This window comes from Lysinibacillus sp. RS10 (assembly GCF_041956855.1).
GTDB lineage: Bacteria > Bacillota > Bacilli > Bacillales_A > Planococcaceae > Lysinibacillus > Lysinibacillus xylanilyticus_A.
The window spans coordinates 4,414,288-4,436,138 of sequence record NZ_CP167122.1 but is presented as its reverse complement, the minus strand read 5'-3'; the positions used below and the strand labels follow the sequence as shown (position 1 = coordinate 4,436,138).

General features: G+C 37.9%; 20 protein-coding genes, 1 riboswitch and 1 other annotated feature. Of the genes, 12 read left to right on the top strand and 8 right to left on the bottom strand.

Going from position 1 to position 21,851, the window contains the following annotated elements:
- The first annotated feature begins 70 nt into the window (after positions 1 to 70).
- The 4 genes from ACB089_RS22280 (at position 71) to ACB089_RS22265 (ending at position 5,311) form a co-directional block, all read left to right on the top strand.
- A complete protein-coding gene (locus tag ACB089_RS22280) occupies positions 71 to 1,741 on the top strand; it encodes a methyl-accepting chemotaxis protein (RefSeq protein WP_374963971.1) in 1,671 nt (556 codons plus the stop codon).
- A 388-nt stretch (positions 1,742 to 2,129) separates the two neighbouring features.
- On the top strand, positions 2,130 to 3,083 hold the full coding sequence (locus tag ACB089_RS22275; protein ID WP_374963970.1) for an L-threonine 3-dehydrogenase: 954 nt from the start codon (positions 2,130 to 2,132) through the stop codon (positions 3,081 to 3,083).
- 273 nt (positions 3,084 to 3,356) lie between these two features.
- Positions 3,357 to 3,512: a hypothetical protein gene (locus ACB089_RS22270; RefSeq protein WP_374963969.1), complete on the top strand. Its 156-nt coding sequence runs from the start codon at positions 3,357 to 3,359 to the stop codon at positions 3,510 to 3,512.
- 173 nt (positions 3,513 to 3,685) lie between these two features.
- Positions 3,686 to 5,311: a long-chain fatty acid--CoA ligase gene (locus tag ACB089_RS22265; RefSeq protein ID WP_374963968.1), complete on the top strand. Its 1,626-nt coding sequence runs from the start codon at positions 3,686 to 3,688 to the stop codon at positions 5,309 to 5,311.
- A 255-nt stretch (positions 5,312 to 5,566) separates the two neighbouring features.
- On the opposite strand, the gene trpB is transcribed toward ACB089_RS22265, so the two are convergent.
- The 3 genes from trpB to ACB089_RS22250 all read right to left on the bottom strand — a co-directional run bounded on the left by trpB (position 5,567) and on the right by ACB089_RS22250 (position 8,959).
- Positions 5,567 to 6,730 carry a tryptophan synthase subunit beta gene (gene trpB / locus ACB089_RS22260; RefSeq protein ID WP_374963967.1) on the bottom strand — a complete coding sequence of 388 codons (1,164 nt, stop codon included), beginning with the start codon at positions 6,728 to 6,730 and terminating at the stop codon, positions 5,567 to 5,569.
- A 60-nt stretch (positions 6,731 to 6,790) separates the two neighbouring features.
- Positions 6,791 to 6,991 (bottom strand) — a binding site (T-box leader).
- A 76-nt stretch (positions 6,992 to 7,067) separates the two neighbouring features.
- Positions 7,068 to 7,550: a QueT transporter family protein gene (locus tag ACB089_RS22255; RefSeq protein WP_374963966.1), complete on the bottom strand. Its 483-nt coding sequence runs from the start codon at positions 7,548 to 7,550 to the stop codon at positions 7,068 to 7,070.
- 8 nt (positions 7,551 to 7,558) lie between these two features.
- Positions 7,559 to 7,603, bottom strand: a riboswitch (PreQ1 riboswitch).
- Between the two features lie 237 nt (positions 7,604 to 7,840).
- Positions 7,841 to 8,959: a hypothetical protein gene (locus ACB089_RS22250; protein ID WP_374963965.1), complete on the bottom strand. Its 1,119-nt coding sequence runs from the start codon at positions 8,957 to 8,959 to the stop codon at positions 7,841 to 7,843.
- Positions 8,960 to 9,393: 434 nt separating this feature from the next.
- Here ACB089_RS22250 and ACB089_RS22245 point away from each other — a divergent pair, with 434 nt between their 5' ends.
- From ACB089_RS22245 to ACB089_RS22230, 4 genes are all read left to right on the top strand, one after another.
- Positions 9,394 to 10,416: an ABC transporter substrate-binding protein gene (locus ACB089_RS22245; RefSeq protein WP_374963964.1), complete on the top strand. Its 1,023-nt coding sequence runs from the start codon at positions 9,394 to 9,396 to the stop codon at positions 10,414 to 10,416.
- A gap of 255 nt (positions 10,417 to 10,671) precedes the next feature.
- Positions 10,672 to 11,700, top strand: coding sequence for an ABC transporter permease (locus ACB089_RS22240; protein WP_368636100.1), 1,029 nt, complete (start codon positions 10,672 to 10,674; stop codon positions 11,698 to 11,700).
- On the top strand, positions 11,693 to 12,490 hold the full coding sequence (locus tag ACB089_RS22235; protein WP_374963963.1) for an ABC transporter ATP-binding protein: 798 nt from the start codon (positions 11,693 to 11,695) through the stop codon (positions 12,488 to 12,490). Before ACB089_RS22240 ends, ACB089_RS22235 begins: the two co-directional genes overlap by 8 nt.
- Positions 12,491 to 12,589: 99 nt before the next feature.
- On the top strand, positions 12,590 to 13,534 hold the full coding sequence (locus tag ACB089_RS22230; RefSeq protein WP_374963962.1) for a nuclease-related domain-containing protein: 945 nt from the start codon (positions 12,590 to 12,592) through the stop codon (positions 13,532 to 13,534).
- Between the two features lie 191 nt (positions 13,535 to 13,725).
- On the opposite strand, the gene ilvA is transcribed toward ACB089_RS22230, so the two are convergent.
- The gene (gene ilvA, locus ACB089_RS22225) at positions 13,726 to 14,988 is read right to left on the bottom strand and encodes a threonine ammonia-lyase IlvA (RefSeq protein ID WP_374963961.1); all 1,263 of its coding nucleotides are present in this window, start codon (positions 14,986 to 14,988) and stop codon (positions 13,726 to 13,728) included.
- A 232-nt stretch (positions 14,989 to 15,220) separates the two neighbouring features.
- Between ilvA and ACB089_RS22220 the strand changes: the two genes are divergently transcribed.
- On the top strand, positions 15,221 to 15,964 hold the full coding sequence (locus ACB089_RS22220; RefSeq protein ID WP_374963960.1) for a hypothetical protein: 744 nt from the start codon (positions 15,221 to 15,223) through the stop codon (positions 15,962 to 15,964).
- A gap of 202 nt (positions 15,965 to 16,166) precedes the next feature.
- Here ACB089_RS22220 and bshB2 read toward each other — a convergent pair whose 3' ends face one another.
- Complete coding sequence (gene bshB2 / locus ACB089_RS22215) at positions 16,167 to 16,856, bottom strand: bacillithiol biosynthesis deacetylase BshB2 (RefSeq protein ID WP_374963959.1); 690 nt, start codon at positions 16,854 to 16,856, stop codon at positions 16,167 to 16,169.
- A 13-nt stretch (positions 16,857 to 16,869) separates the two neighbouring features.
- Positions 16,870 to 17,220 (bottom strand): YojF family protein, encoded by a 351-nt coding sequence (locus ACB089_RS22210; RefSeq protein ID WP_374963958.1) that lies wholly within the window; start codon positions 17,218 to 17,220, stop codon positions 16,870 to 16,872.
- A 282-nt stretch (positions 17,221 to 17,502) separates the two neighbouring features.
- Here ACB089_RS22210 and ACB089_RS22205 point away from each other — a divergent pair, with 282 nt between their 5' ends.
- Together ACB089_RS22205 and ACB089_RS22200 are read left to right on the top strand one after the other, a co-directional pair.
- Positions 17,503 to 19,023: an aldehyde dehydrogenase family protein gene (locus tag ACB089_RS22205; RefSeq protein WP_374963957.1), complete on the top strand. Its 1,521-nt coding sequence runs from the start codon at positions 17,503 to 17,505 to the stop codon at positions 19,021 to 19,023.
- Positions 19,024 to 19,044: 21 nt separating this feature from the next.
- On the top strand, positions 19,045 to 19,407 hold the full coding sequence (locus ACB089_RS22200; RefSeq protein WP_328007775.1) for a DUF779 domain-containing protein: 363 nt from the start codon (positions 19,045 to 19,047) through the stop codon (positions 19,405 to 19,407).
- A gap of 360 nt (positions 19,408 to 19,767) precedes the next feature.
- Here the strand turns inward: ACB089_RS22200 and ACB089_RS22195 are convergent, their stop codons facing one another.
- Positions 19,768 to 20,049, bottom strand: a complete 282-nt coding sequence (locus ACB089_RS22195; protein ID WP_374963956.1) for a hypothetical protein — start codon at positions 20,047 to 20,049, stop codon at positions 19,768 to 19,770.
- Positions 20,050 to 20,237: 188 nt separating this feature from the next.
- On the opposite strand from ACB089_RS22195, the gene ACB089_RS22190 reads away from it, so the two are divergent.
- Entirely contained in the window at positions 20,238 to 20,789 is a 552-nt protein-coding gene (locus ACB089_RS22190; RefSeq protein WP_374963955.1) for an acyl-CoA thioesterase, read from the top strand.
- Between the two features lie 48 nt (positions 20,790 to 20,837).
- Here ACB089_RS22190 and thiD read toward each other — a convergent pair whose 3' ends face one another.
- Positions 20,838 to 21,668 carry a bifunctional hydroxymethylpyrimidine kinase/phosphomethylpyrimidine kinase gene (thiD, locus tag ACB089_RS22185; protein WP_368636111.1) on the bottom strand — a complete coding sequence of 277 codons (831 nt, stop codon included), beginning with the start codon at positions 21,666 to 21,668 and terminating at the stop codon, positions 20,838 to 20,840.
- Positions 21,669 to 21,851 lie beyond the last annotated feature (183 nt).

Here is a 21,851-nt window from a genome sequence, read left to right as displayed (position 1 = left end):
AAAACATAACACTGGCTTCATATCTTCATACTATGATTATTGGTAAGAGTTGGAGAAGGAGCCAAAAATAATGCGTTTTTTTCGATACATAATGGTGAAAGACAAGCTACTAGTACTAATGATTGTTTGTGTACTATCGAATGTATTGCTAGGTGTTTTTAGTGTTGATTATTTACGGAAAATGTCATGGCATGCAAGTGAAAGCTATTCAGAAGGGCTTGTACCGATTGGATGGTTAAATGAACTAGAGGAATCACAACGACAATTAGATTATTTAGTAGATTCAGCTGGGACTTATCAAGAAATGACAGCCATTTTTAAAAATGTTGAGCAGCCTTTAGGTTATTTAGAAAATCTAGAAGTTGATAAAAAGATGGATCACCAGGTGAAGAAATACAAGTCCTTACTAGCACAGCAGATAGAACTGGTTGATAGCTATAAACAATTAGATCAAAATGAACAACAACAGTTTTATGTTCAGTCATATTTACCCGTAAGCCAGCAAAGTCATACATTATTAGAAGAAACTCAAAGCTATTTGATCCAAAGGTCTAAGGAACAGCAACAGGCATATCAGGACGATGTGCAATTCGGTTATTGGCTATTGGGTGGAGTGTGTTTATTTGTTGTTCTGTTAGTGATTTTTATAGGGTTAATAGCAACGAAAGCTGTAAATATACCAACACGTCAATTGAAGTCACTATTAAAGCGTGCAGAGCAGGGGGATTTCACAGCGAATGCCAGCTATGTGGCACAGGATGAGCTCGGCGAGGTAATATTGTCATACAATCAAATGGCAACAGAGGTGAAAAGACTACTTCATACAGTATCAAACAGTGCATATGAGGTAGAAGAAATGTCTGGGAAGCTGCAGGAATCCTCAGAGCAGTCGTCTAATACAACAGTCAAAATTGCAAAGGATGTGCAGTCCATTTCAGATTCAACAGCTGCTTCTACAACAAAATTAGCTTCCAATACAGCTTCTCTAGAGGAGGTGCTGAATGGTGTCCAAGTAATTTTAGAAAAAGTACAGGTTGTTGAAAATTTTGCTCATAAAACTGCACGTGATGCAGAAAGTGGTACGGAAATTGTACAAGCAAATTTAACACAAATACAGGCGATTAAGCGTGCAGTTGAAAAATCGAATACAGCCATTTTTAATCTTGTAGAAAGGGCCTCTACGATCGATCAAATGGTCGAGGTAATTGAAAAAATTACTGCACAAACAAACCTCCTAGCCTTAAATGCATCCATTGAGGCTGCTAGAGCAGGGGAGCATGGTAAGGGATTTGCGGTTGTGGCCGATGAAGTACGTAAGCTTGCGGAGCAGACAGTTCAGTCAACACAAACGATTACGTCCATAGTACAAAACATTCATTTAGATTCAAACTATGCTGTGCAAATGATGGAGGGTGTGTTAGCCGCAACTGAAAAGGGTGTACATGTAACCGGGGATACGGCAACAAGCTTTGATCAAATTTTAGAAAAAGTACATACAATTAAGCCGTATATAATGGAAGTATCTGCAACCGTGCAAGAGATTGCCAAACATACGAAAAAGGTTAATGAGGATGCGGTCATGTTAACGTCATTTTCAGATACAAATGCATCATCAACTAAACATGTAGCTACTTTAACAGCTGCTCAATTAACCGCACAACAGCAATTCCATGATTATATTCAAGAGTTACGTAAGGTATCAAAAGTTTTACAAATAGCGGTAAAGCGTTTCTCAATTTAATAAGAATAATTGGACCTTTCTTTGTAAATGTATACAAAAAAGGTTCTTTTTTTGGCTCCTCATCATAACGTATGGTTGATTTCCGCATATGTTTTAACATATGTCATCCACAAATTAATATTGTCGCTATGCGAAAAAACGGACATTTGTGCATTCTAGATGTACAAATGTATTTTGTTTGTTTTGTCAGCACAATATTATATAGGGCTCATATACTGATAGTAAGGGATTTTGCGTTCGAATTGTCGAAATGAAAAAGATAATGGTTGTATTTTTAATGTGAACAATTTATAATAAAAATCATCAAAAGTGTTATTAAATCAATGTTTGTTTATATATTAATGTACTTTCCAGAAGTACAACTGTTCACAGGTGGAGGTTTGGAGAAATGAAAAAGATAATGGTTACAGGAGCACTTGGTCAAATAGGTTCTGAGCTTGTAGAAAAGCTTCGGGGTATTTATGGAGAGGACAATGTGTTAGCGACAGATGTTCGAAAGCTTGAAAATATTAAGGGTCCATTTGAAGTATTGGACGTGACGGATGGACAAAGAATGCATGAGTTAGCGAAGGATTTTGGTGCTGATACAATGATGCATTTAGCGGCGTTACTATCAGCAACCGCAGAAAGAAATCCATTGCTAGCATGGAATTTAAATATGGGCGGTTTAATGAATGCGCTAGAGGTTTCGCGTGAGTTAAACTTGCAATTTTTTACACCGAGCTCAATAGGCGCGTTCGGTCCTTCGACACCGAAGGATAATACGCCTCAGGATACATTACAACGCCCAACAACAATGTATGGGGTAAATAAAGTAGCTGGTGAGCTATTATGTGATTATTATTTCAATCGTTTTGGTGTAGATACTCGTGGTGTACGTTTCCCAGGGTTAATATCATATGTAACGCCTCCTGGAGGTGGTACGACAGACTATGCAGTTGAGATTTTCTATGAGGCGATTGAGCAAGGTAAGTATACATCTTATATTCAAGAAGGCACATACATGGACATGATGTACATGCCAGATGCATTGCAGGCTATTGTAGATTTAATGGAAGCGGATAGTAGCAAACTAATACATCGCAATGCCTTTAATATAACTGCAATGAGCTTTGAGCCATCTGAAATTGCGGCGGAGATTAAAAAGCATTTACCACATTTCCGTATGGATTATAATGTAGATCCAGTACGTCAGGCGATAGCAGATAGTTGGCCAAATTCTATAAATATAGAAGCGGCACAGAAAGAATGGGGCTTTAAAGCTCAGTATGATTTAGCAAAAATGACAGTTGATATGCTAGAAAAATTAAAAATCAAACTACACAAAAAGGCCATTTCATAAATAGTCCTGATAAAAAAGACGAAGAAAACAATTCAGTTTTCTTCGTTTTTTTATTTTTACGGGCAATCACTAAAAATTGGGATGACATTTTTAAATGTATACCGTGTATATAAATTGATTGGAGTGGAGGCTGGGCGACTCCTTGGGGATTAGCGATAGAGGAACGAAGGCTAAAAGCATCACGTCCTGTGATAACGCCTTCGTGACCAACATCCTTTTGGCCCGAGACCCTGCAGCGAAGCGAAGCGGCTCATCGGACGCCCCCAGGAAGCTTTGCTCTGTGCGAAAGTGCAACGACAGCAACAACAAATGTTTTATCTGCGCGAAAGCGAAGCGTCAGCGGCAAATGTTTTATCTGTAGCGAAAGCAAAGCGACAGCTACAAAGCGCCCAGTCGGAACGGAAATCAATCACACGCTATGCTAATTAGTTATTTTTAGAAAAAGTTAACAATAAAAAGAAAATTATTGGAATATATAGCGTAATTTATAATTTTCAAATATAATCAATTCAGAATATTAATAGTATTCAATTATATTTTTATTAGTATTTCACAAAGGTAATAGAGAGGCAGTTCACAAGACGAAGGGATGGATGGTTTTTATGATGCAGACGCCGTTAGTATTAACAAGCTTTTTTAACCGAGCAGAAAGTTATTTTGCTAGAAAGACTATTGTTTCACGAACGAGCCCACAGAAGATTCACCGTTTAACATATGGAGAGTGGGCGAAAAGGACACGTCGTTTAGCAGATGCGCTAACAAAGCTGGGGATGAAAAGGGGAACAAAGATTGGCTCCTTTGCCTGGAATCAGCATCGCCACTTAGAGGCCTATTTTGCGGTACCGTGTTCTGGTGCTATTTTGCATATGGTGAATATTCGTTTATCAGAAGAGCATTTAACTTATATTATTAATCATGCAGAAGATGAGATTTTAATAATTGATGTTGATTTGTTACCAATCATAGAAAACATTGCGCCTGAGCTTAAGACAGTGAAACATTTTATTATTATGACGGATGAGGATACTGTACCAGAAACGACATTACCGAATGCGTTATCATATGAGGATTTATTGGCAGCAGCAGATGAAAACTATCAATTCCCAGAGGATTTAGAGGAAGAGGAGCCCGCTGGAATGTGCTATACAAGTGCTACAACAGGAAATCCAAAGGGTGTTGTTTATTCACATCGAGGCTTAGTGTTACACAGTATGATGCTGAGTATGTCTGATTCAATGGGCATTTCCGAGCGTGATGTTGTGATGCCAATTGTACCGATGTTTCATGCAAATGCATGGGGTCTACCGTTTGCAAGTGTCAATGTAGGTGCGACACAGGTGCTTCCGGGTCCACAATTTACATCGGCAATAATTTTGGATTTAGTGGAGCAGGAGAAGATTACATTAACAGCTGGAGTGCCGACAATTTGGATTGGGGCGTTGCAGGAACAAGAGAAGCGTGAACGAGATATAAGTTCGCTACGTGCCATTTGTTGTGGTGGCTCTGCTTCACCAACCCGTCTTATTCGTACATTTGAAGAGCAATATGGCATTCCGTATATTGTCGTATATGGCATGACTGAAACAACACCGATTGTAGCGTTGTCGAATTATATGTCTTGGATGGAAGACTGGCCAATTGAAAAGAAAATTGAATCGCGAGCTATGCAAGGAATGACGATGGCCGGTATTGAATCGAGTATTATTAATGACAATGGAGAAGTACCGTGGGATGGAGAGACAATGGGTGAATTACGTTTACGAGGTCCATGGATTTCACACGAGTACTATCGTGATGAACGAACGGCTGATGCCTATCGAGATGGCTGGTTATATACAGGGGACATTGCGGTACGATCAGAGGATGGCTTTATTAAAATATCAGATCGTACAAAGGATTTAATTAAATCAGGAGGGGAGTGGATATCCTCAGTTGATTTAGAAAATGCGTTAATGACCCATGATGCTGTTTTGGAAGCAGCGGTTATTGCAATTCCGCATGTTAAATGGCAAGAACGTCCGCTAGCTTGCGTTGTATTGAAGGAAGGAAAGTCAGCAACCGACGAGGAGCTTCTTGCATTTTTAGAAAGTCAATTTGCAAAATGGTGGGTGCCGGATGATGTTGTATTTTTAGAGGAAATTCCAAAAACATCGGTTGGAAAATTCCTAAAAGCTAAGCTTCGAGATAATGTGGCAGAAATTTATCCGAAATTAAGTTCATTGGTATAGTCAAAAGAGCGATTTCCACAAAGGGAAGTCGCTCTTTCGTTATATTATTTATCAGGCGTATTGATTAGGAAAAAATAGGTTTATTATTGAGTGATATAAGGATTTTTTTGTTGCTATTTTGCTAATATATTCCCACTTTAACTGATTGTAGCGTAGGGCCACTCGACGCCCGCGGGAAAGCGAGTAGCCCGTAGCGGAAATCAGAGCCTTCAAATTAATTAGGTGGATAAAAATGTTTAATCAATACATCTGATATTATTTATTTAACATTTGGAATACTTGTTCCACGTCTTTGTCTCCGCGGCCAGAGATATTGATAATAATACTCTCATCAGGAGATAATGTTGGAGCAAGCTTTAGTGCATGTGCAACTGCGTGAGAGCTTTCAAGTGCAGGGATAATTCCCTCGACTTTTGACAGCACTTGGAATGCTTCAAGCACTTCTTCATTTGTCACCGTTACATATTCTCCACGACCAATTGTTTTTAAATAGCTATGTTCCGGACCAGCTCCTGGATAATCTAGTCCAGCGGCAATCGAATAAGTTGGTAGGGGATTGCCTTCAGCATCTTGCAGTACTAAACATTTGAAACCATGTAATTCACCTGGTGTTCCTTCATTTAATGTTGCAGCCTTATCTGGTTCAATACCGATGAGGCGAACGTTTTCATCTGCAATATATTCTGCAAACGCACCGATCGCATTACTACCGCCACCGACACAAGCAAGTACTGCTGTGGGTAGCTTTCCTTCTTTTTCTAAAATTTGTTCGCGACTTTCACGGCTAATGACTGATTGGAAATGTTTCACCATTGAAGGGAATGGGTGAGGTCCAACAGCAGAACCTAGTAAATAGAAAGTCGTTTTATAGTTTTCTACTAAATCAGCAAATGCTGCATCTACAGCATCCTTTAGTCGCCCTTGCCCTTTATCAACAGCTACTACCTTTGCGCCAAGAAGCTCCATACGGAACACATTCAATGCTTGACGCTTTGTATCTTCTAAGCCCATATAAATTGTGCAATCCATCCCGAACATTGCACAAGCAGTTGCAGTTGCTACACCATGCTGACCTGCACCTGTTTCGGCAATAACACGATTAGCACCCATGCGCTTTGCCAATAAAATCTGTCCAAGGACGTTATTAATTTTATGTGAACCTGTGTGGTTGAGATCTTCACGCTTTAAATAAATTTTCGCGCCACCTAATTGTTTTGTTAAATTTTCAGCAAAATAAAGTGGGGATTTTCGCCCAACATATTCATGGAAATAATAATCTAGCTCTTTATTAAAATCTTCTTCATCTTTGAATTTTTGGAAGTGCTCATCTAGAATATTTAAAACATTTTGAAGCTCCTCGGGAACAAAGCTACCGCCAAATTCACCGAAATATCCTTTTTTCTCTACTACTGTACTCATCTGCTCTCGACTCCTCTAATCTGATTTTTTTCATAAAAAAAGTCACTCCAATCCTTCTATAAAAAGGACGAGTAACCGTGGTGCCACCTTAATTCGCAAAAATTGCGCGCTTTCGTACTCCGGTAACGGGGAGTAAATTCGTCCTCACATTTGATGAGGCTGCTCCAAAGTCCATTCACAAGTATGTACTACTGATTTACACCAACCATCAGCTCTCTACAAGTACTATTACTTGCTACTATTCTTTTTCATCGCATGTTTTATTGAAAAGAATTGTAAAATATTTTCAGAATATTGTCAAGAAATCAAAAAAGACGAATCTAAAAAGATCCGTCTTTTAAATCAAATTTTTGAAGTTTAAGCGTTTATTCAATAGATACATAATAGGTGCACCGACCGCTAAGACCACAAATTCACCTGCAGCAACAGTTAACCATGTCCAGAAGAATGGTATTTCTAATACTATGTTCAATTCTAAAGCAATGATGAACATTGTGCATGTAAATAGCAATGTATTGATAACTAAACGTGCCCAAATATTTTTGACAAATTTACAAATAAAAATGAACAATCCAAGTGTAATCATCGAATGCCCAACACCGAAAAATAAATCGAGAATGCCGTTTGGTGAAAATATATTAGAGATAAATACACCAATAATAATCCCGACGGCAAAACGTGGATTAAAGGCAACTAGATGATTAAACATTTCCGATATACGGAACTGAACCTCTGAAAAGCCAAATGAGCCGACTAGCAAAGTAACAGCAATGTAGAGCGCTGCAATAATGCCACTCGTTGCTAAAAATTTTATTTTCATATATTAATTTCTCCTTAGTTTTTTTGCGTGGGATGGTTACGAACCACGTGAAGCAAATGCAATCATATCAATGTTAATGCTAGTTTGTAAAGAGTCATGTGTAAAACAAAAATTCTTATTGTTGTTCTAACATCTGCATAACCGAGACTTCTAAAATATATTATATTGAAATACTTAAGTCTGTAGCAGTTGTGTTAATAAAAAATCTAAGGATCCGCGTAGTAAAAGAAAGGGGCTAATCCCATATATCATTTTTCAATGACGTTTAGGATTAGCCCGAAAACCTTTACTTATTTATGCTGTGTAAGGTAAACTTTGCCGTTTATTGTTACTTTAGAAGCTGAGATTAAAATTTCTTTATTTGCTTCATAATATGGATTTAAAATGTTGTCGATAGCAACCCATTTTTCATTAGATTTTTCATAGTCACCTTTTTGATCAAGAGCTGTTGCTTCTTCATAAAGCTTTTTTAATTGCGCTTTATCTTTTGCTTTGATTTCAAAATCAAAGTTAGACATGTAATCTTCAAAGCTAAGTGGCTTCATGTAAGGATTAATCATTTCATTGAATTCATTCCATAGCTTTTCAGATAATTGATCATTTTTATCTTGATCTGCTTTTTGAGCATCTTTGTATAAAGTTTTTAGTTTTGGTAAAGCTTCAGCTGGAATATCTACATCTATATCTGAAATGTAATCTTCAAATGGTACTGGTGGATATAGCGCATCTAAGTAAGGTTGAAGAACCTTCTGGAATTCATCAAATTTTGTTTGTGCTGCTTCTTCTTTACCAGATTTCTCTAGTTTAATCCACTGTTGATAAATATCTTTCAGCTGCTTTTTATCTTTTTCTTTAATAACTATATTTTTTTCACCAAATCCATACTCTTCCATGAACTCTTCGAAGGATACAGGTACCCAGCTAGCTAAAATATACGGCTTTGTGATTTGATCCATTTCAAGATTAATTTTATCTACTTCTTCATATTTCTCTTCTTTTTCTAACTTCTTCATTTGATTAAACAATTTTTCTAATTTAGCCAGATCTTCTTTTGTTATTTCTTTAGGTAAGTCTTTTTTATAGACGTTAAACGTGTAGAAATCTGAATAATCTTGTACTAAATTACCTTCTACAGAGATTTCTTGACCTTCAACTAACTTCATTTTTGCTATTTGCTCATCTGAGAACTTTTGGATTCCAATATAGTAGTTTTTACCGTCTTTCGCTTTGATTGTGATGCTATCTCCGTAAATGCTTTTAATCGTTCCTTTAATTTGTTGCTCAGCTTGAACTGTTATTTCGTTTGTTGGTTTTGCTGTTGTTGCCTCAGCTTGATGTGGCGTGAAGACAGCCATTCCTATTGTTAGTGCTGATACAATCATCCAAGATTTTTTTATTGTTTTTTTCATAATTATTTCTCCTTTAATGTAAATGATTTAATTTTCTAATGATTAGACGACTTTCGAATTATAAAAAGTTAGCTAAAATTAGAAAAAATTTTTAACTTCTTTCAGCAAGTTTTTTTGTACCGAAAGCGTAGGGGTAGAAATAGAAGTTTCTCGCCTCTAGGAGTATTTTCACCTTCACTCCTTAATACTTCGCAAAATTGTAAAAAAAATTTTTGTTATGTTAGAAAAAGCAATCAAATTTTATAAACAGCGTAGTTTAGCGGTTTAAAGCGGCGAATTGAGTGAAAAACTAAAATATTATGTCAATTTTAAAAGTCAGAACATTCATAATGTTGTTGACGAACCTCGATAATAACGATAATATAGCGATACGTTCACACTTTGTTTGGATGAAGTGTGATAAATATCAGAGATAATAATCGGGGGGATTATTTGTGAAATGCAATTTAAAAAAGCTTTCGTTCCTGTTATTTGGGTTAGTCTTAATGCTTGCTGCTTGTGGTAGTGGTGGCTCTAGTTCATCTGATTCAAAAGGAAAAGAAACGAATAATGCAAGTGAGAGCGGCAATGCAGATGACAAAACATATAAAATCGGGATTACTCAAATTGTTGAGCACCCATCTTTAAATGCTGCCACTGAAGGCTTCAAAAAAGCAATTGAAGAATCAGGCTTAAAAGTTGAGTACGAGGCACAAATAGCTCAAGGGGATAACAGTCTTAACACAACGATTGCAAACAATCTAGTAAGTGCAAACGTAGATTTAATATTTGCTAACTCTACACCGTCTGCACAAGCGGCAGCGACAGCAACTAGCGATATTCCAATTATCTTTACTTCTGTAACAGATGCTGTTGGTGCACAACTCATTGAATCTATGGAGAAGCCAGGAAAAAATGTAACAGGTACGATCGATTTACATCCTGATACTATTTCAAAAACAGTGGCTTTCTTAAAGGAACTTGGTGCCAAAAACGTTGGTATGGTCTACAACGCTGGTGAACAAAACTCAGTAGCACAAGTAAAAGAAGTGAAAAAAGTTATGGGCGAGCAAGGCCTAACAATTGCTGAGGCATCTGCGGCAACTTCTGCGGAAGTAAAACAGGCTACTGAATCATTAATCGGTAAAGTAGATGCATTCTATATTATTACTGATAATACAGTAGTTTCTGCTTTAGAATCTGTTATTGATGTAGCGAATGCTAATAAATTACCACTTATTGTAGGGGAGCTTGACTCTGTTGAACGTGGTGGCTTAGCTGCATATGGTTTTGAATATTTCGACATCGGTTATGAGGCAGGGCAAATGGCTGTGAAGATTCTAAAAGGAGAAGCAACACCTGCTGATATGCCAGCACAATACCCACAAAACTTAAAACTAGTAATCAATAAAAAAGTAGCGGATGATTTAGGAATCGAAATGAAAGATTCTTGGGGTGCAGAGCTTTTAGAAAAGTAATGGACTGACATTGTTCATCTTATGAAGCAAAGCAAAGCAAAGCGGGGGAGAACTAAACTGCCCCCGCTTTATCTTCTTTTTAGAATAAAAGTTGCTTCACTTTTAGATGTATAAGGAGGAATCACTGCTCTGTTTGCCAAATCGAAATTGTGTATTGAAATCTGTCCAAGCGCTCAGTCAGGACTGAGATCAACCTTACGTTATGGTGATAAGCCGAAATTATATATTAAGAAATGATTAGGAGATGATTCAACTATGTTTTTAGCAATGTTTGGCGCAGTGGAGCAAGGAATCATCTATGCAATTATGGCACTTGGTGTGTATTTAACATTCCGCGTGTTAGATTTTCCGGATTTAACGGTTGATGGAAGCTTTGTAACAGGGGCGGCTACAGCGGCGACGATGGTTCTGCTTGGCTACCACCCGATGTTAGCGACTTTAGTGGCAATTGTTGCTGGATTTATTGCTGGATGTATGACAGGGATTCTTCACACAAAAGGGAAAATTAACCCACTATTATCGGGGATTTTAATGATGATTGCTTTGTATTCTATTAACCTACGAATCATGGGGTTAACTGCAGAAAATACGATAGGTCGTCCGAATATTCCACTATTGAACTCAGAGACTATATTTTCAAAGTTTCAAGCATTTTGGAGTAATTTAGGTATCGATGCTGCGATCAATAACCTATTAACAAGCATCGGCATTCAGCAAGTACCGTCTACATGGAGTACGTTGATTGTAGTATTAATCATCACGATTTTAATTAAGGTAATAGCAGACTGGTTCTTAAAAACTGAGGTCGGACTGGCTATTCGAGCAACTGGTGATAATAAGCGTATGATTCGTAGCTTTTCAGCAAATACAGATACACTTATTATTCTAGGGCTAGGACTTTCTAACGCACTTGTCGCATTTTCTGGAGCTTTAATCGCACAGTATTCGAAGTTCTCAGATGTAAGTATGGGGATCGGGATGATTGTAATCGGTCTTGCTTCTGTTATTATCGGTGAAGCAATCTTTGGTACAAAAACGATTATGCGCACAACTTTTGCTGTCATTGCGGGGGCTATTATTTACCGTATCATTTTAGCATTAGCATTACGTGTTGAATTCCTTGATTCGGGAGATATGAAATTAATAACAGCTATCATTGTTATTTTAGCGTTGGTTTTACCTCAATTTGTTAGTAAAAGTAAGGAACGAAAACGAAAGGTGAAGCGTGCAGCAGAGCGTGCACAAGTAAATGCAGTAGAGCAAGGAGGGAATGGCCTTGCTTAAATTACACGGTATTAATAAAGTTTTTAATGAAGGTACGCCTGACGAAAAAGTCGCACTTGCTGAAATTAATTTGCATTTAAAGTCAGGTGATTTTGTGACAATCATTGGTAGTAATGGTGCCGGTAAGTCGACCATGATGAATATGATTTCAGGTGCCTTAACGCCAGATTTCGGCTCGGTTTTAATTGATGGGAACGAGGTTACGGCTTTACCAGAATACAAGCGTTCCCACTATATCGGTCGTGTGTTTCAGGACCCAATGGCTGGTACAGCGCCAACAATGACGATTGAGGAAAACTTAGCGTTAGCTTACTCACGTAATAAGAGTAGAGGATTGCGTATTGGTGTTGATAAAAAGCGTCGAGAATTTTTCAAGGAATCGTTGGAGATGTTGGGTTTAAATCTAGAAAATCGCCTATCTGCAAAGGTCGGCTTACTTTCTGGTGGGGAACGTCAAGCGCTGTCTTTATTAATGGCAACGTTCACGAAGCCATCGATTTTATTACTAGATGAGCATACGGCGGCACTTGACCCATCTCGTGCAGAGTTAATCACACGCATTACGAAATATTTAGTTGAGAAAGATAGCTTAACAACATTAATGGTCACGCACAATATGCAACAGGCATTAGATTTAGGTAACCGACTGATTATGATGGATAAAGGTCAAATCATTTTAGAAGTTGGCGAGGATCGCAAGCATGAATTGACTATTCCGGATTTAATGGCAGAGTTCGAACGTATCCGCGGTGAGAAAATGAACTCAGACCGTGCGTTATTAGGATCATGATGACGAAACGCTCATACATAGGTATGGGCGTTTTTTCTGCTGAAAGTTGGGTGGTAAATCGATAAAGTGCATTATAGTCTAGCTAAAGGAGGTGAAAGTATGCTACTGAAAAAGCGGGAAGTCTCATCGAAGCAACGGGTGTTAGAAATGGTTGAGAGGCGGTTACCGAGATCTCACGCTAAGTATGATTATTTTCAAGAAATGCTAAGGAGGACAAGGGCAGGGTACGCTGGTGAGCAAAGAGTAGATAAAGAATGGCAAGAGATCTATTTGCAGCATGCGCATTATTTATTGCATGATGTTCAGCTTAAAGTTGAAGGTGGATCAATACATCAAATGGATACATTATTCATGTCGCAAAATTTTACTTTAATAGTAGAAATCAAAAATATCGCTGGGCGTGTTGATTATATGGAAGATAACCATCAATTTATTAGAGTTACCTCTGATGGAAGAGTAGATGGTTTTCGTAATCCATTCGATCAGGTGAAGCGACATGCCAGGTTTTTGCATCGATTATTTCAAATGAGTGGGCATCATCTACCTATTGAAACTATAGTCGTTTCTGCAAATCCAAGTATGATTATGTCACCCACTTTCTTGTCACAGCCAATTATTCATGTAAGTGGCTTGGCTGAAAGGGTAGAGCAACTATTCCAGCAACATCAACAAGTCTATCTAAGTGAAAATGATTTGAGAGAACTATCAACGCATATTCTAAAGATGCACACACCAACTCAATGGACCCTAGATATTAAAGTGGATGAATTGAAGAAGGGTGCACTATGCTCTAAGTGCGAATATCAATTTGTTATGCATTATCGTCAAGGGAAGTGGTGTTGTGAGAATTGTGGTGAGGTCGATAATCTAGCTTTCAACAACGCACTGAAAGATTACCGTTATATGTATGGGGGATTTATATCCAACAGTTCATTTCAAGATTTCTTCGGTATCTCTTGCACTAAAACAGTATATAAAATATTGAAGTCATTACAGCTTCAAGAAATTGGCGCCAATAAGAATCGACAGTATATTTTAAAATAGTACAGTCTATCATTGCGGTCAGATAGACTGTATTTTTCTAAATTGTTCCGATAAATATAACAAACATTCCGATAAAATCTGAAATTGTTCCGATAAATCTCAAAATAGTTCCGATAAAACATAATTTTATTCCGATAAACCTCTCATCCCCGCAAAAAAGCCACACTCACATAGAAGTGTGACTCTTTATTTTAGACTAGTAAGCCGAATAGTTGAATGTCGTTGTTTACTTCTTTGTATTTGAAGCCAAATTCATTCATGCGTGTTAGTAAACCTTCGTAGTCGTCACGATTACCAAGTTCAATGCCGACTAAGGCAGGACCACTTTCTTTATTGTTTTTCTTTGTATATTCGAAAGTTGTAATGTCATCATTTGGTCCGACAACACTTGTTAGGAATTGGCGAAGTGCGCCTGCACGCTGTGGGAAGTTTACGATGAAGTAATAGAGTAAACCTTCATGAATTAAAGATTTTTCTTTAATCTCCTGCATACGCCCGATGTCATTATTACCACCGCTAATGATGATAACGACTGATTTGCCTTTAATTTCTTCCTTATAATAGTCGAGTGCTGCAACTGATAATGCCCCGGCAGGCTCTGCGATAATGGCATGTTTATTATAAAGATCTAAAATCGTTGTACATACTTTTCCTTCTGGTACTAGTACGATGTCGTCTAAATAGCGACGACAAACATCATATGTGTGATGACCGACGCATTTTACCGCGGCGCCATCTACGAACTTGTCAATCCAATTAAGTGCCACTGCACCACCTTCTGAAAATGCCGCCTTCATACTACCCGCCCCAGCAGGCTCTACACCGATAATTTTGCTAGTAGGGGAAAGGTTTTTCACGTAGGCAGAAACACCTGACATTAAGCCGCCGCCACCGATACTACCAAATAGGTAGTCGATTGGTTCCTCCATGTCATTCATAATTTCAACGGCGACCGTTCCTTGGCCAGCGATGACATCAAAATCGTCAAATGGATGGATAAAGATTTTATTGTGTTCTTCGCAGTAAGCGAATGCACTTTCTGCAGAATCATCAAACGTATCGCCCGCTAAAATAATTTCCACATAATCGCGACCAAACATACGCACTTGATCGATTTTTTGCTTAGGTGTTGTTTGGGGCATAAAAATAGTTGCTTGAATTTTCAGTTGAGCACAGGCGTAAGCAACACCTTGAGCATGGTTGCCTGCACTTGCACAAACAACACCGGCGTGGCGAGCCTCTTCTTCAATTTTTTTAATCTTATAATAGGCACCACGAAGTTTAAATGAGCGTACATGCTGTAAATCTTCGCGTTTAAAATAAATGCTAGCTCCGTATTTCTCAGATAAATAATCATTTTTTTGTAGCGGCGTGTGCACCACTACGTCTTTTAAAAAATGATGTGCAATTAAGATATTTTCTACTTGCACAGTTCTAGTGTCAGCAGCTTCCATAGTATACATCCTCCGTTATACGTTAAAACATTTATCTATGATAGCACATTTTATAAGTTTTTTGTCATTAATTTTTAGTAAATTCTAAATTTTCGGTGTCTATTTTAACTTCTTTCAGTGGGTGTCCAAACATTCAAGGAGTTTTGTAGAAATAAAGGAACGCCCATTTCTTCATAACGAAAATGGCCAAGCATATACTAGAGTACTTTAGGACAAGTAGGAGGGTATGTAATTGGAAATCATTCAAGGAATTCTATCTACATACATTCAATTTTTCGATTGGGAAATGTGGAAAGAAGTTTTAACAGACCCCGTATCTTGGGGGTTAATATCAACACTCATCATTATTGAAGGTTTACTGTCAGCAGATAATGCACTCGTCTTGGCAGTACTGGTTAAACATTTACCAGACAAGCAACGTAAACGCGCGTTAATGTATGGTATGTTGGGTGCTTACTTTTTCCGATTTTTGTTTATCGGAATAGGCGTTTATTTAGTAGATTTTTGGTTTATTAAATTATTAGGAGCTTTGTATTTAGGTTGGCTTTGTATCGCTCATTTCTTGCGAATTGGGGCAGAGGATAGTGTTAAGGAAGTTAAAAAATCAGGGTTAATGGTTCGTATTTTTGGGACATTTTGGGCGACTGTCATTTCAGTAGAGCTAATGGATATTGCCTTTTCAATTGACGCGATTTTTGCCGCATTTGCAATTTCTAATCAAATTTGGATCTTACTAATAGGGGGGATGCTAGGGATTTTAATGATGAGAACCATTGCAGGCTTATTTTTAATCATGATTGAAAAAATACCAGAACTAGAGGCGGCGGCATTTATTATTATCGGCATTATTGCGCTGAAAATGCTAGTTAGTATCATTGGTGTTCACGTTCCACACTATATGTTCTTTGTCGTGCTAATTATTGTATTTTCTATAACTTTCTTTGTTCATATTTTAAAGAAATTAAAAGTCGCTTAATATAAAAACAGTTCTGTTCTCGTTAAAAAAGAGGACAGAACTGTTTTGTTTTTATTAAGGAAACTATAAATTTTTTTGCCATTGGATAACCTAGAGCATAGTCGTCTAGGCTAAAGCGCTACATCTTCGAGTTCGCTTCGATCTCTCGGGCAAAAGTGGTGGAGCGTTTACTTTTGCTTCGGGCTCTTCAGCGCATTTGTTGTTATTTTACATATTGGTCAGGGTTGACGATGTAGTACTTTTCAACATTTAACCAGCTTTCGCTCATTGGTTCACCGTTATCGATGCGTTTTTCTGTTTCTTGCATCATCCAAGCTGTTTGGGATGCATGTGCTTGTAATGCTTTAATTTTATCCGTCTTCATTTCACGAATATCGACGACAATATGGGGCTCTCCATTTTTTTCGATGGTATCATTGGCGAAGGCACATCCATATACTTGAGGACGTGCAGCTTTTGGCATACGGCGGACAGCCTCAACTACGGCACGTGCTGTTGCTTCATGGTCTGGATGGACTGCAAAGCCAGGTAAGAATGTAATGATAAGAGAAGGTGATAACTCTTCTATTAAACCTTCAACAAGCTTTACCATTTTTTCATCGTCTTCAAATTCAATCGTTTTATCACGGAAACCAAGCATACGTAAATCTTGTATTCCCATAGCCTCTGCAGCTGCAATAAGCTCCTTACGTCGAATTTCTGGTAAGGATTCACGCGTAGCAAAAGGCGGATTTCCTAAATTACGGCCCATTTCCCCTAAAGTTAAACAGGCATATGTAACAGGAGTATTCATTTTCTTTGTATAGTAGGCAATCGTTCCAGCAACTGAAAAAGCCTCATCATCTGGGTGAGGGTAAACAATCAAAATGTGACGTTGTGGCTCTAAATTCAAATAGTCGTCCTCCTTAATACGTAAATGGCGTTTCACTAATTTCTAGTGCTATCGCCAATTTACCAGAGTAGTCTAGTCCAGCCATTAATAAACGGCCTAAATCATCTAATTCGAAATGTGTGATGCCTTGAGCATAAACCCAACCATGCGTCATTTTTAATCCGACACGATGGGGTGAATCATCTACCACTTTAGCAAGCTCATAGTTGATTTTGGCATTGCGAATAAAAGCACCTGCATTAAAAAATTTCTCATCAAAATGTGCTGCATAAGAACCGTTCGTCGTCTCAAGATGAATATAAACGTCTTTGTTGGCGAAAGAATTTAATAATTCCTGCAACGTTTTTACTTGTACTTCTTGCACCTTAACACTCCTCTCGATTATTTCTCCTTTAAGTATAGTTAAAAAAGATGACAAAGGGAAATCGAAAGGCTTTGGTGCCGACCCAATCATAAATGTTATTAACAGAATACGGAAATTTCTTTATTTTAAAAAAACTATTTTCTACTATTATTAGGGTTAATTACTTGAAAAAACTATTTTGATGTATCAATATAGGACACATGAAACAGATTAATATAAATTGAATTGTGTCGTTATAATTTGTATGCGGTTTCATAAATAAAATATGGGGAGATTGATACTATGATTTATGCAAATCCTAATACTCCGGGTGCAGTAGTAAATTTCAAAGAAAAATATGATAACTTTATCGGTGGCGAATGGGTTTCTCCAGTAAAAGGTCAATACTTTGAAAATAAAACACCAGTAACAGGTCAAGTTTTCACAAAAGTAGCTCGTTCAACAGTTGAAGATATTGAGCTTGCTCTTGATGCAGCACACGCAGCAAAAGATGCATGGGGTAAAACAAGCGCAACTGAGCGTGCATCTATTTTAAATAAAATCGCAGATCGTATTGAAGAAAACTTAGAAATGATTGCTGTTGCAGAAACATGGGATAATGGTAAAGCAGTTCGCGAAACTTTAAACGCAGATATTCCTTTAGCGATTGATCACTTCCGTTATTTTGCAGGTGTTATCCGTGCACAAGAAGGACGTACAACACAATTAGATAACGACACTGTTGCATACCACTTCCAAGAGCCACTAGGTGTAGTTGGCCAAATCATTCCTTGGAACTTCCCAATCTTAATGGCTGCTTGGAAAATTGCTCCTGCACTTGCAGCAGGTAACTGTATCGTGATGAAACCAGCTGAGCAAACGCCAGTTTCATTATTAGTGTTAATTGAAACAATTCAAGACATCCTACCAAAAGGCGTACTTAACATTGTAAACGGCTTTGGTGTTGAAGTTGGTAAACCACTTGCAACGAACAAAAGAATTGCAAAAGTTGCTTTTACTGGTTCAACAGCTGTTGGTCGCCAAATTATGCAATATGCAACTGAAAATATTATTCCTGTAACGTTAGAGCTAGGTGGTAAATCACCAAACGTATTCTTTGAGGACGTAATGGCTTCAGATGATGAATATTTAAATAAAGCAATTGAGGGCTTTGTGATGTTCGCATTAAACTCAGGTGAAATTTGTACTTGTCCTTCACGTGCACTTGTTCAAGAATCCATTTACGATAAATTCATTGAACTTGCATTAGAACGCGTAAAAGCTATTAAAATTGGTAATCCATTAGATACAGAAGTCATGATGGGGGCTCAAGCTTCTAACGAACAAAAACAAAAAATCCTTTCTTACCTAAAACTTGGTAAAGAAGAAGGTGCTGAGTGCTTAATAGGCGGAGAAGAAAATATTCTTGAAGGCGACCTTGCAGGAGGTAACTACATTAAACCAACAGTTTTCAAAGGTCACAATAAAATGCGTATCTTCCAAGAAGAGATCTTTGGTCCAGTGCTTGGCGTGACTACATTCAAAGATTTCGATGAAGCAATGGAAATTGCAAATGATACAGAATATGGTTTAGGTGCTGGTGTTTGGTCACGTTCTGGTGACATTGCTTACCGTGCAGGTCGAGCTATTCAAGCTGGTCGTGTTTGGACAAACACTTATCATCAATATCCAGCGGGTGCTGCATTTGGTGGGTTCAAACTTTCTGGTATCGGTCGTGAAAACCACGCAATGATGTTAGATCACTACCAACAAACTAAATGTCTTTTAGTAAGCTACAAAAAAGAAGCACAAGGATTTTTCTAATACCAAGGGATGAATAACAACATGGCAGAACGAGTTATTGCAACAAAAGAGGGTTTAAATTTGATAGAGCTAATTAAGAGTAGGCATGGCGCTATCATGTTTTATCAATCTGGAGGTTGCTGTGATGGCTCTGCACCGATGTGTTATGTAGAAGGAGATTTTAAAATTGGTGAAAACGATATCTATCTTGGTACAATAGGTGACGTTCCTTTTTACATTCATAGAGCGCAATATGAATATTTTAAGCATACGCAATTGATTATTCATGCGATTGAGGGCAGAGGTGCAAGTTTTTCTTTAGATAGTGTTGAAAATATGCATTTCATTACAAACTCTAGAGTATTCACAACAGAAGAGTATGAAGAAGTAATAAAGCTCTTTTAATTGATTGCATTTATTAATCTATGAAGATTTTTAAGCAATATTCTTGAAAAAATTATCGTAATGTATCAATATAATGAGTGTGAAAACAAACTTGTACAAAATGTGTTATTTTGTATTGTATACGGTTTCACAAATGAAAAGATACTGCGACCATGATTTCTTCCTAAACTGACAGTTAGGCAGCGTGTAATGTTAAAGGGAATTTTAAACTACGTAATAACGAATTCTATCTTGGTACAATAGATGACGTCCCTTTGACATTGAGATGTGTAGCTGTGACAAGGGAAGAAGACGGAAAGATCATTATCATAGTATAGTAAAAAAGCCGCGATTCTCTTTTATGACGGAGAATCGCGGCTTTTAATATCGGTTGAGCTTTCGTTCTATGGATTCTAAGCGATTGTTGACATTCTGTAGTTGTTTATACATTTGTTTAAATTGTAGATTTTGATCCTGTGCTTGTGAAGATTTTTCTTGAGCCAATTCCTCTTCCTCCTGGAATGCTAATATCGTGGCGAGGGTTGATAATGAATAACCGAGTGTTAAAACAATTGATGAAATTACTTCTACTTTTGAAGCGGTTAGTTCTCCAGAGAGTAATCCTCGTTCTTCTTTTAATTCTTCAGGTTTTTGCTTTTTCATTTTGCTCCCTCCCATATAAATCTAATATATGGTTTATGGAGTAGTAGCGAATCTTGTCCAATACTTTTTGCAATGGGAGAAAAATTATGTTAATTATTTGTAATTTTCTAATAATTAAATTGATTTTCGTGGGGAAATGGAGCATCATAGTAGAAATAAAACAGTTGTTTTTACGAGGGGGAATTGATGTGAAAAAGGACTTTAAATACTGTAAAGAATCGAGGGTTATGCGGACAAGTCGGGTGTTTCCGAATGATGTTAATAACCATAATACACTATTTGGTGGTCGCTTAATGAGTGATATCGATCAGGTAGCCTCAATCTCAGCTGCTAAGCATAGTCGTAGAGATTGTGTGACAGCTTCAACGGATTCGATCGACTTCCTGCATCCAATTCGCCCGACTGATTCTGTATACTTCGAATCTTATGTAACATGGACAGGGACGTCTTCAATGGAGGTTTTCGTAAAGGTCATTGCTGAAAATTTGAAAACGGGGGAACGCAAGGTAGCAGCGACAGCATTAATAACCTTTGTCGCATTAGATGAAAATAATAAACCAGCCCCAGTTCCACGCGTCATTCCTGAAACAGTAGAGGAGGCAAAGCTACATGAAACTGCATCTGAACGAGCGAAGGTCCGTGCAGAGCGTAAAAAGGAAAGTAAGGCATTGGCTCAATTCATTTCGATGAATGATCCATGGGATTATCGGCTCAAAATGATGGAGAACGCTTATATATAAGAGAGGCATCTGATTAGTATCGTTTTACTAATCAGATGCCTTTTATGTTTAGATTTCTGTCACTGTTACTTGTGGTGCGCCAAATCGAGATTTGGCACCGTGCATAACTGGTCCTACATAGTCATTTAATGCCCAACCGTGAGCGATTGCAGCGGAAACGAATTCTTTCGCTTCGATAACAGCTTCTTTCACTGAAAGCCCGTTAGCAAGGTTTGCTGTCACTGAAGCAGCAAATGTACAGCCAGCCCCATGGTTATAAGTAGAAGCGACTTTTTCAGACTCTAATAAATAGAATTTTTCACCGTCGAAGAATAAGTCGGTTGCTTTTTCAGTAGCTAACGCTTTTCCGCCTTTAATCACAATAGCTTTAGCACCTAGTTCATGAATTTTACGAGCTGCCGTTTTCATCTCTTCAATTGTGTTTGGAGTTCCAGTTCCAGCTAATTGCCCGGCCTCAAACAGGTTTGGTGTTGTCACTGCAGCCAATGGTAAAAGATGTTGAATCATCGCATCTGTGTTACCAGGATTCAATACTTCATCTTCTCCTTTACATACCATTACAGGGTCAATGACAACATTTGGCGTACCGGATTTTGAGATGGCATCACCAGCAATACGAATGATTTCTTCCGTTGACAGCATACCAGTTTTTATTGCGTCAATGCCTGTTGAAAGAGCAGTATCGATTTGCTTTTGTAAAAGCTCTGTTGGCAATGGTGTTACATTATGTGCCCAACCGTTTGGCTCCATTGTTACAACAACCGTTAATGCCACCATGCCATAAGTGCCGTGTTCTTGGAATGTTTTAAGATCAGCTTGCATACCTGCGCCGCCTGATGTATCGGAACCAGCAATTGTTAAAGTTTTTTTAAGAGCCATGATGATAGATCTCCTTTATAGATAAAAGTTTTAAAATTACCATCTAGTATAGACTTATTCTGATTCTGTAAAAATAGTCAGAATAAGATATTTTTACAAGGTCAGTTTTAACTTCTTTCAGAAGGTGTCCAACCATCCGCTGTCGCTTCGCTTTCGCGCAAAAAACAACGTGTTGGCCTAAAG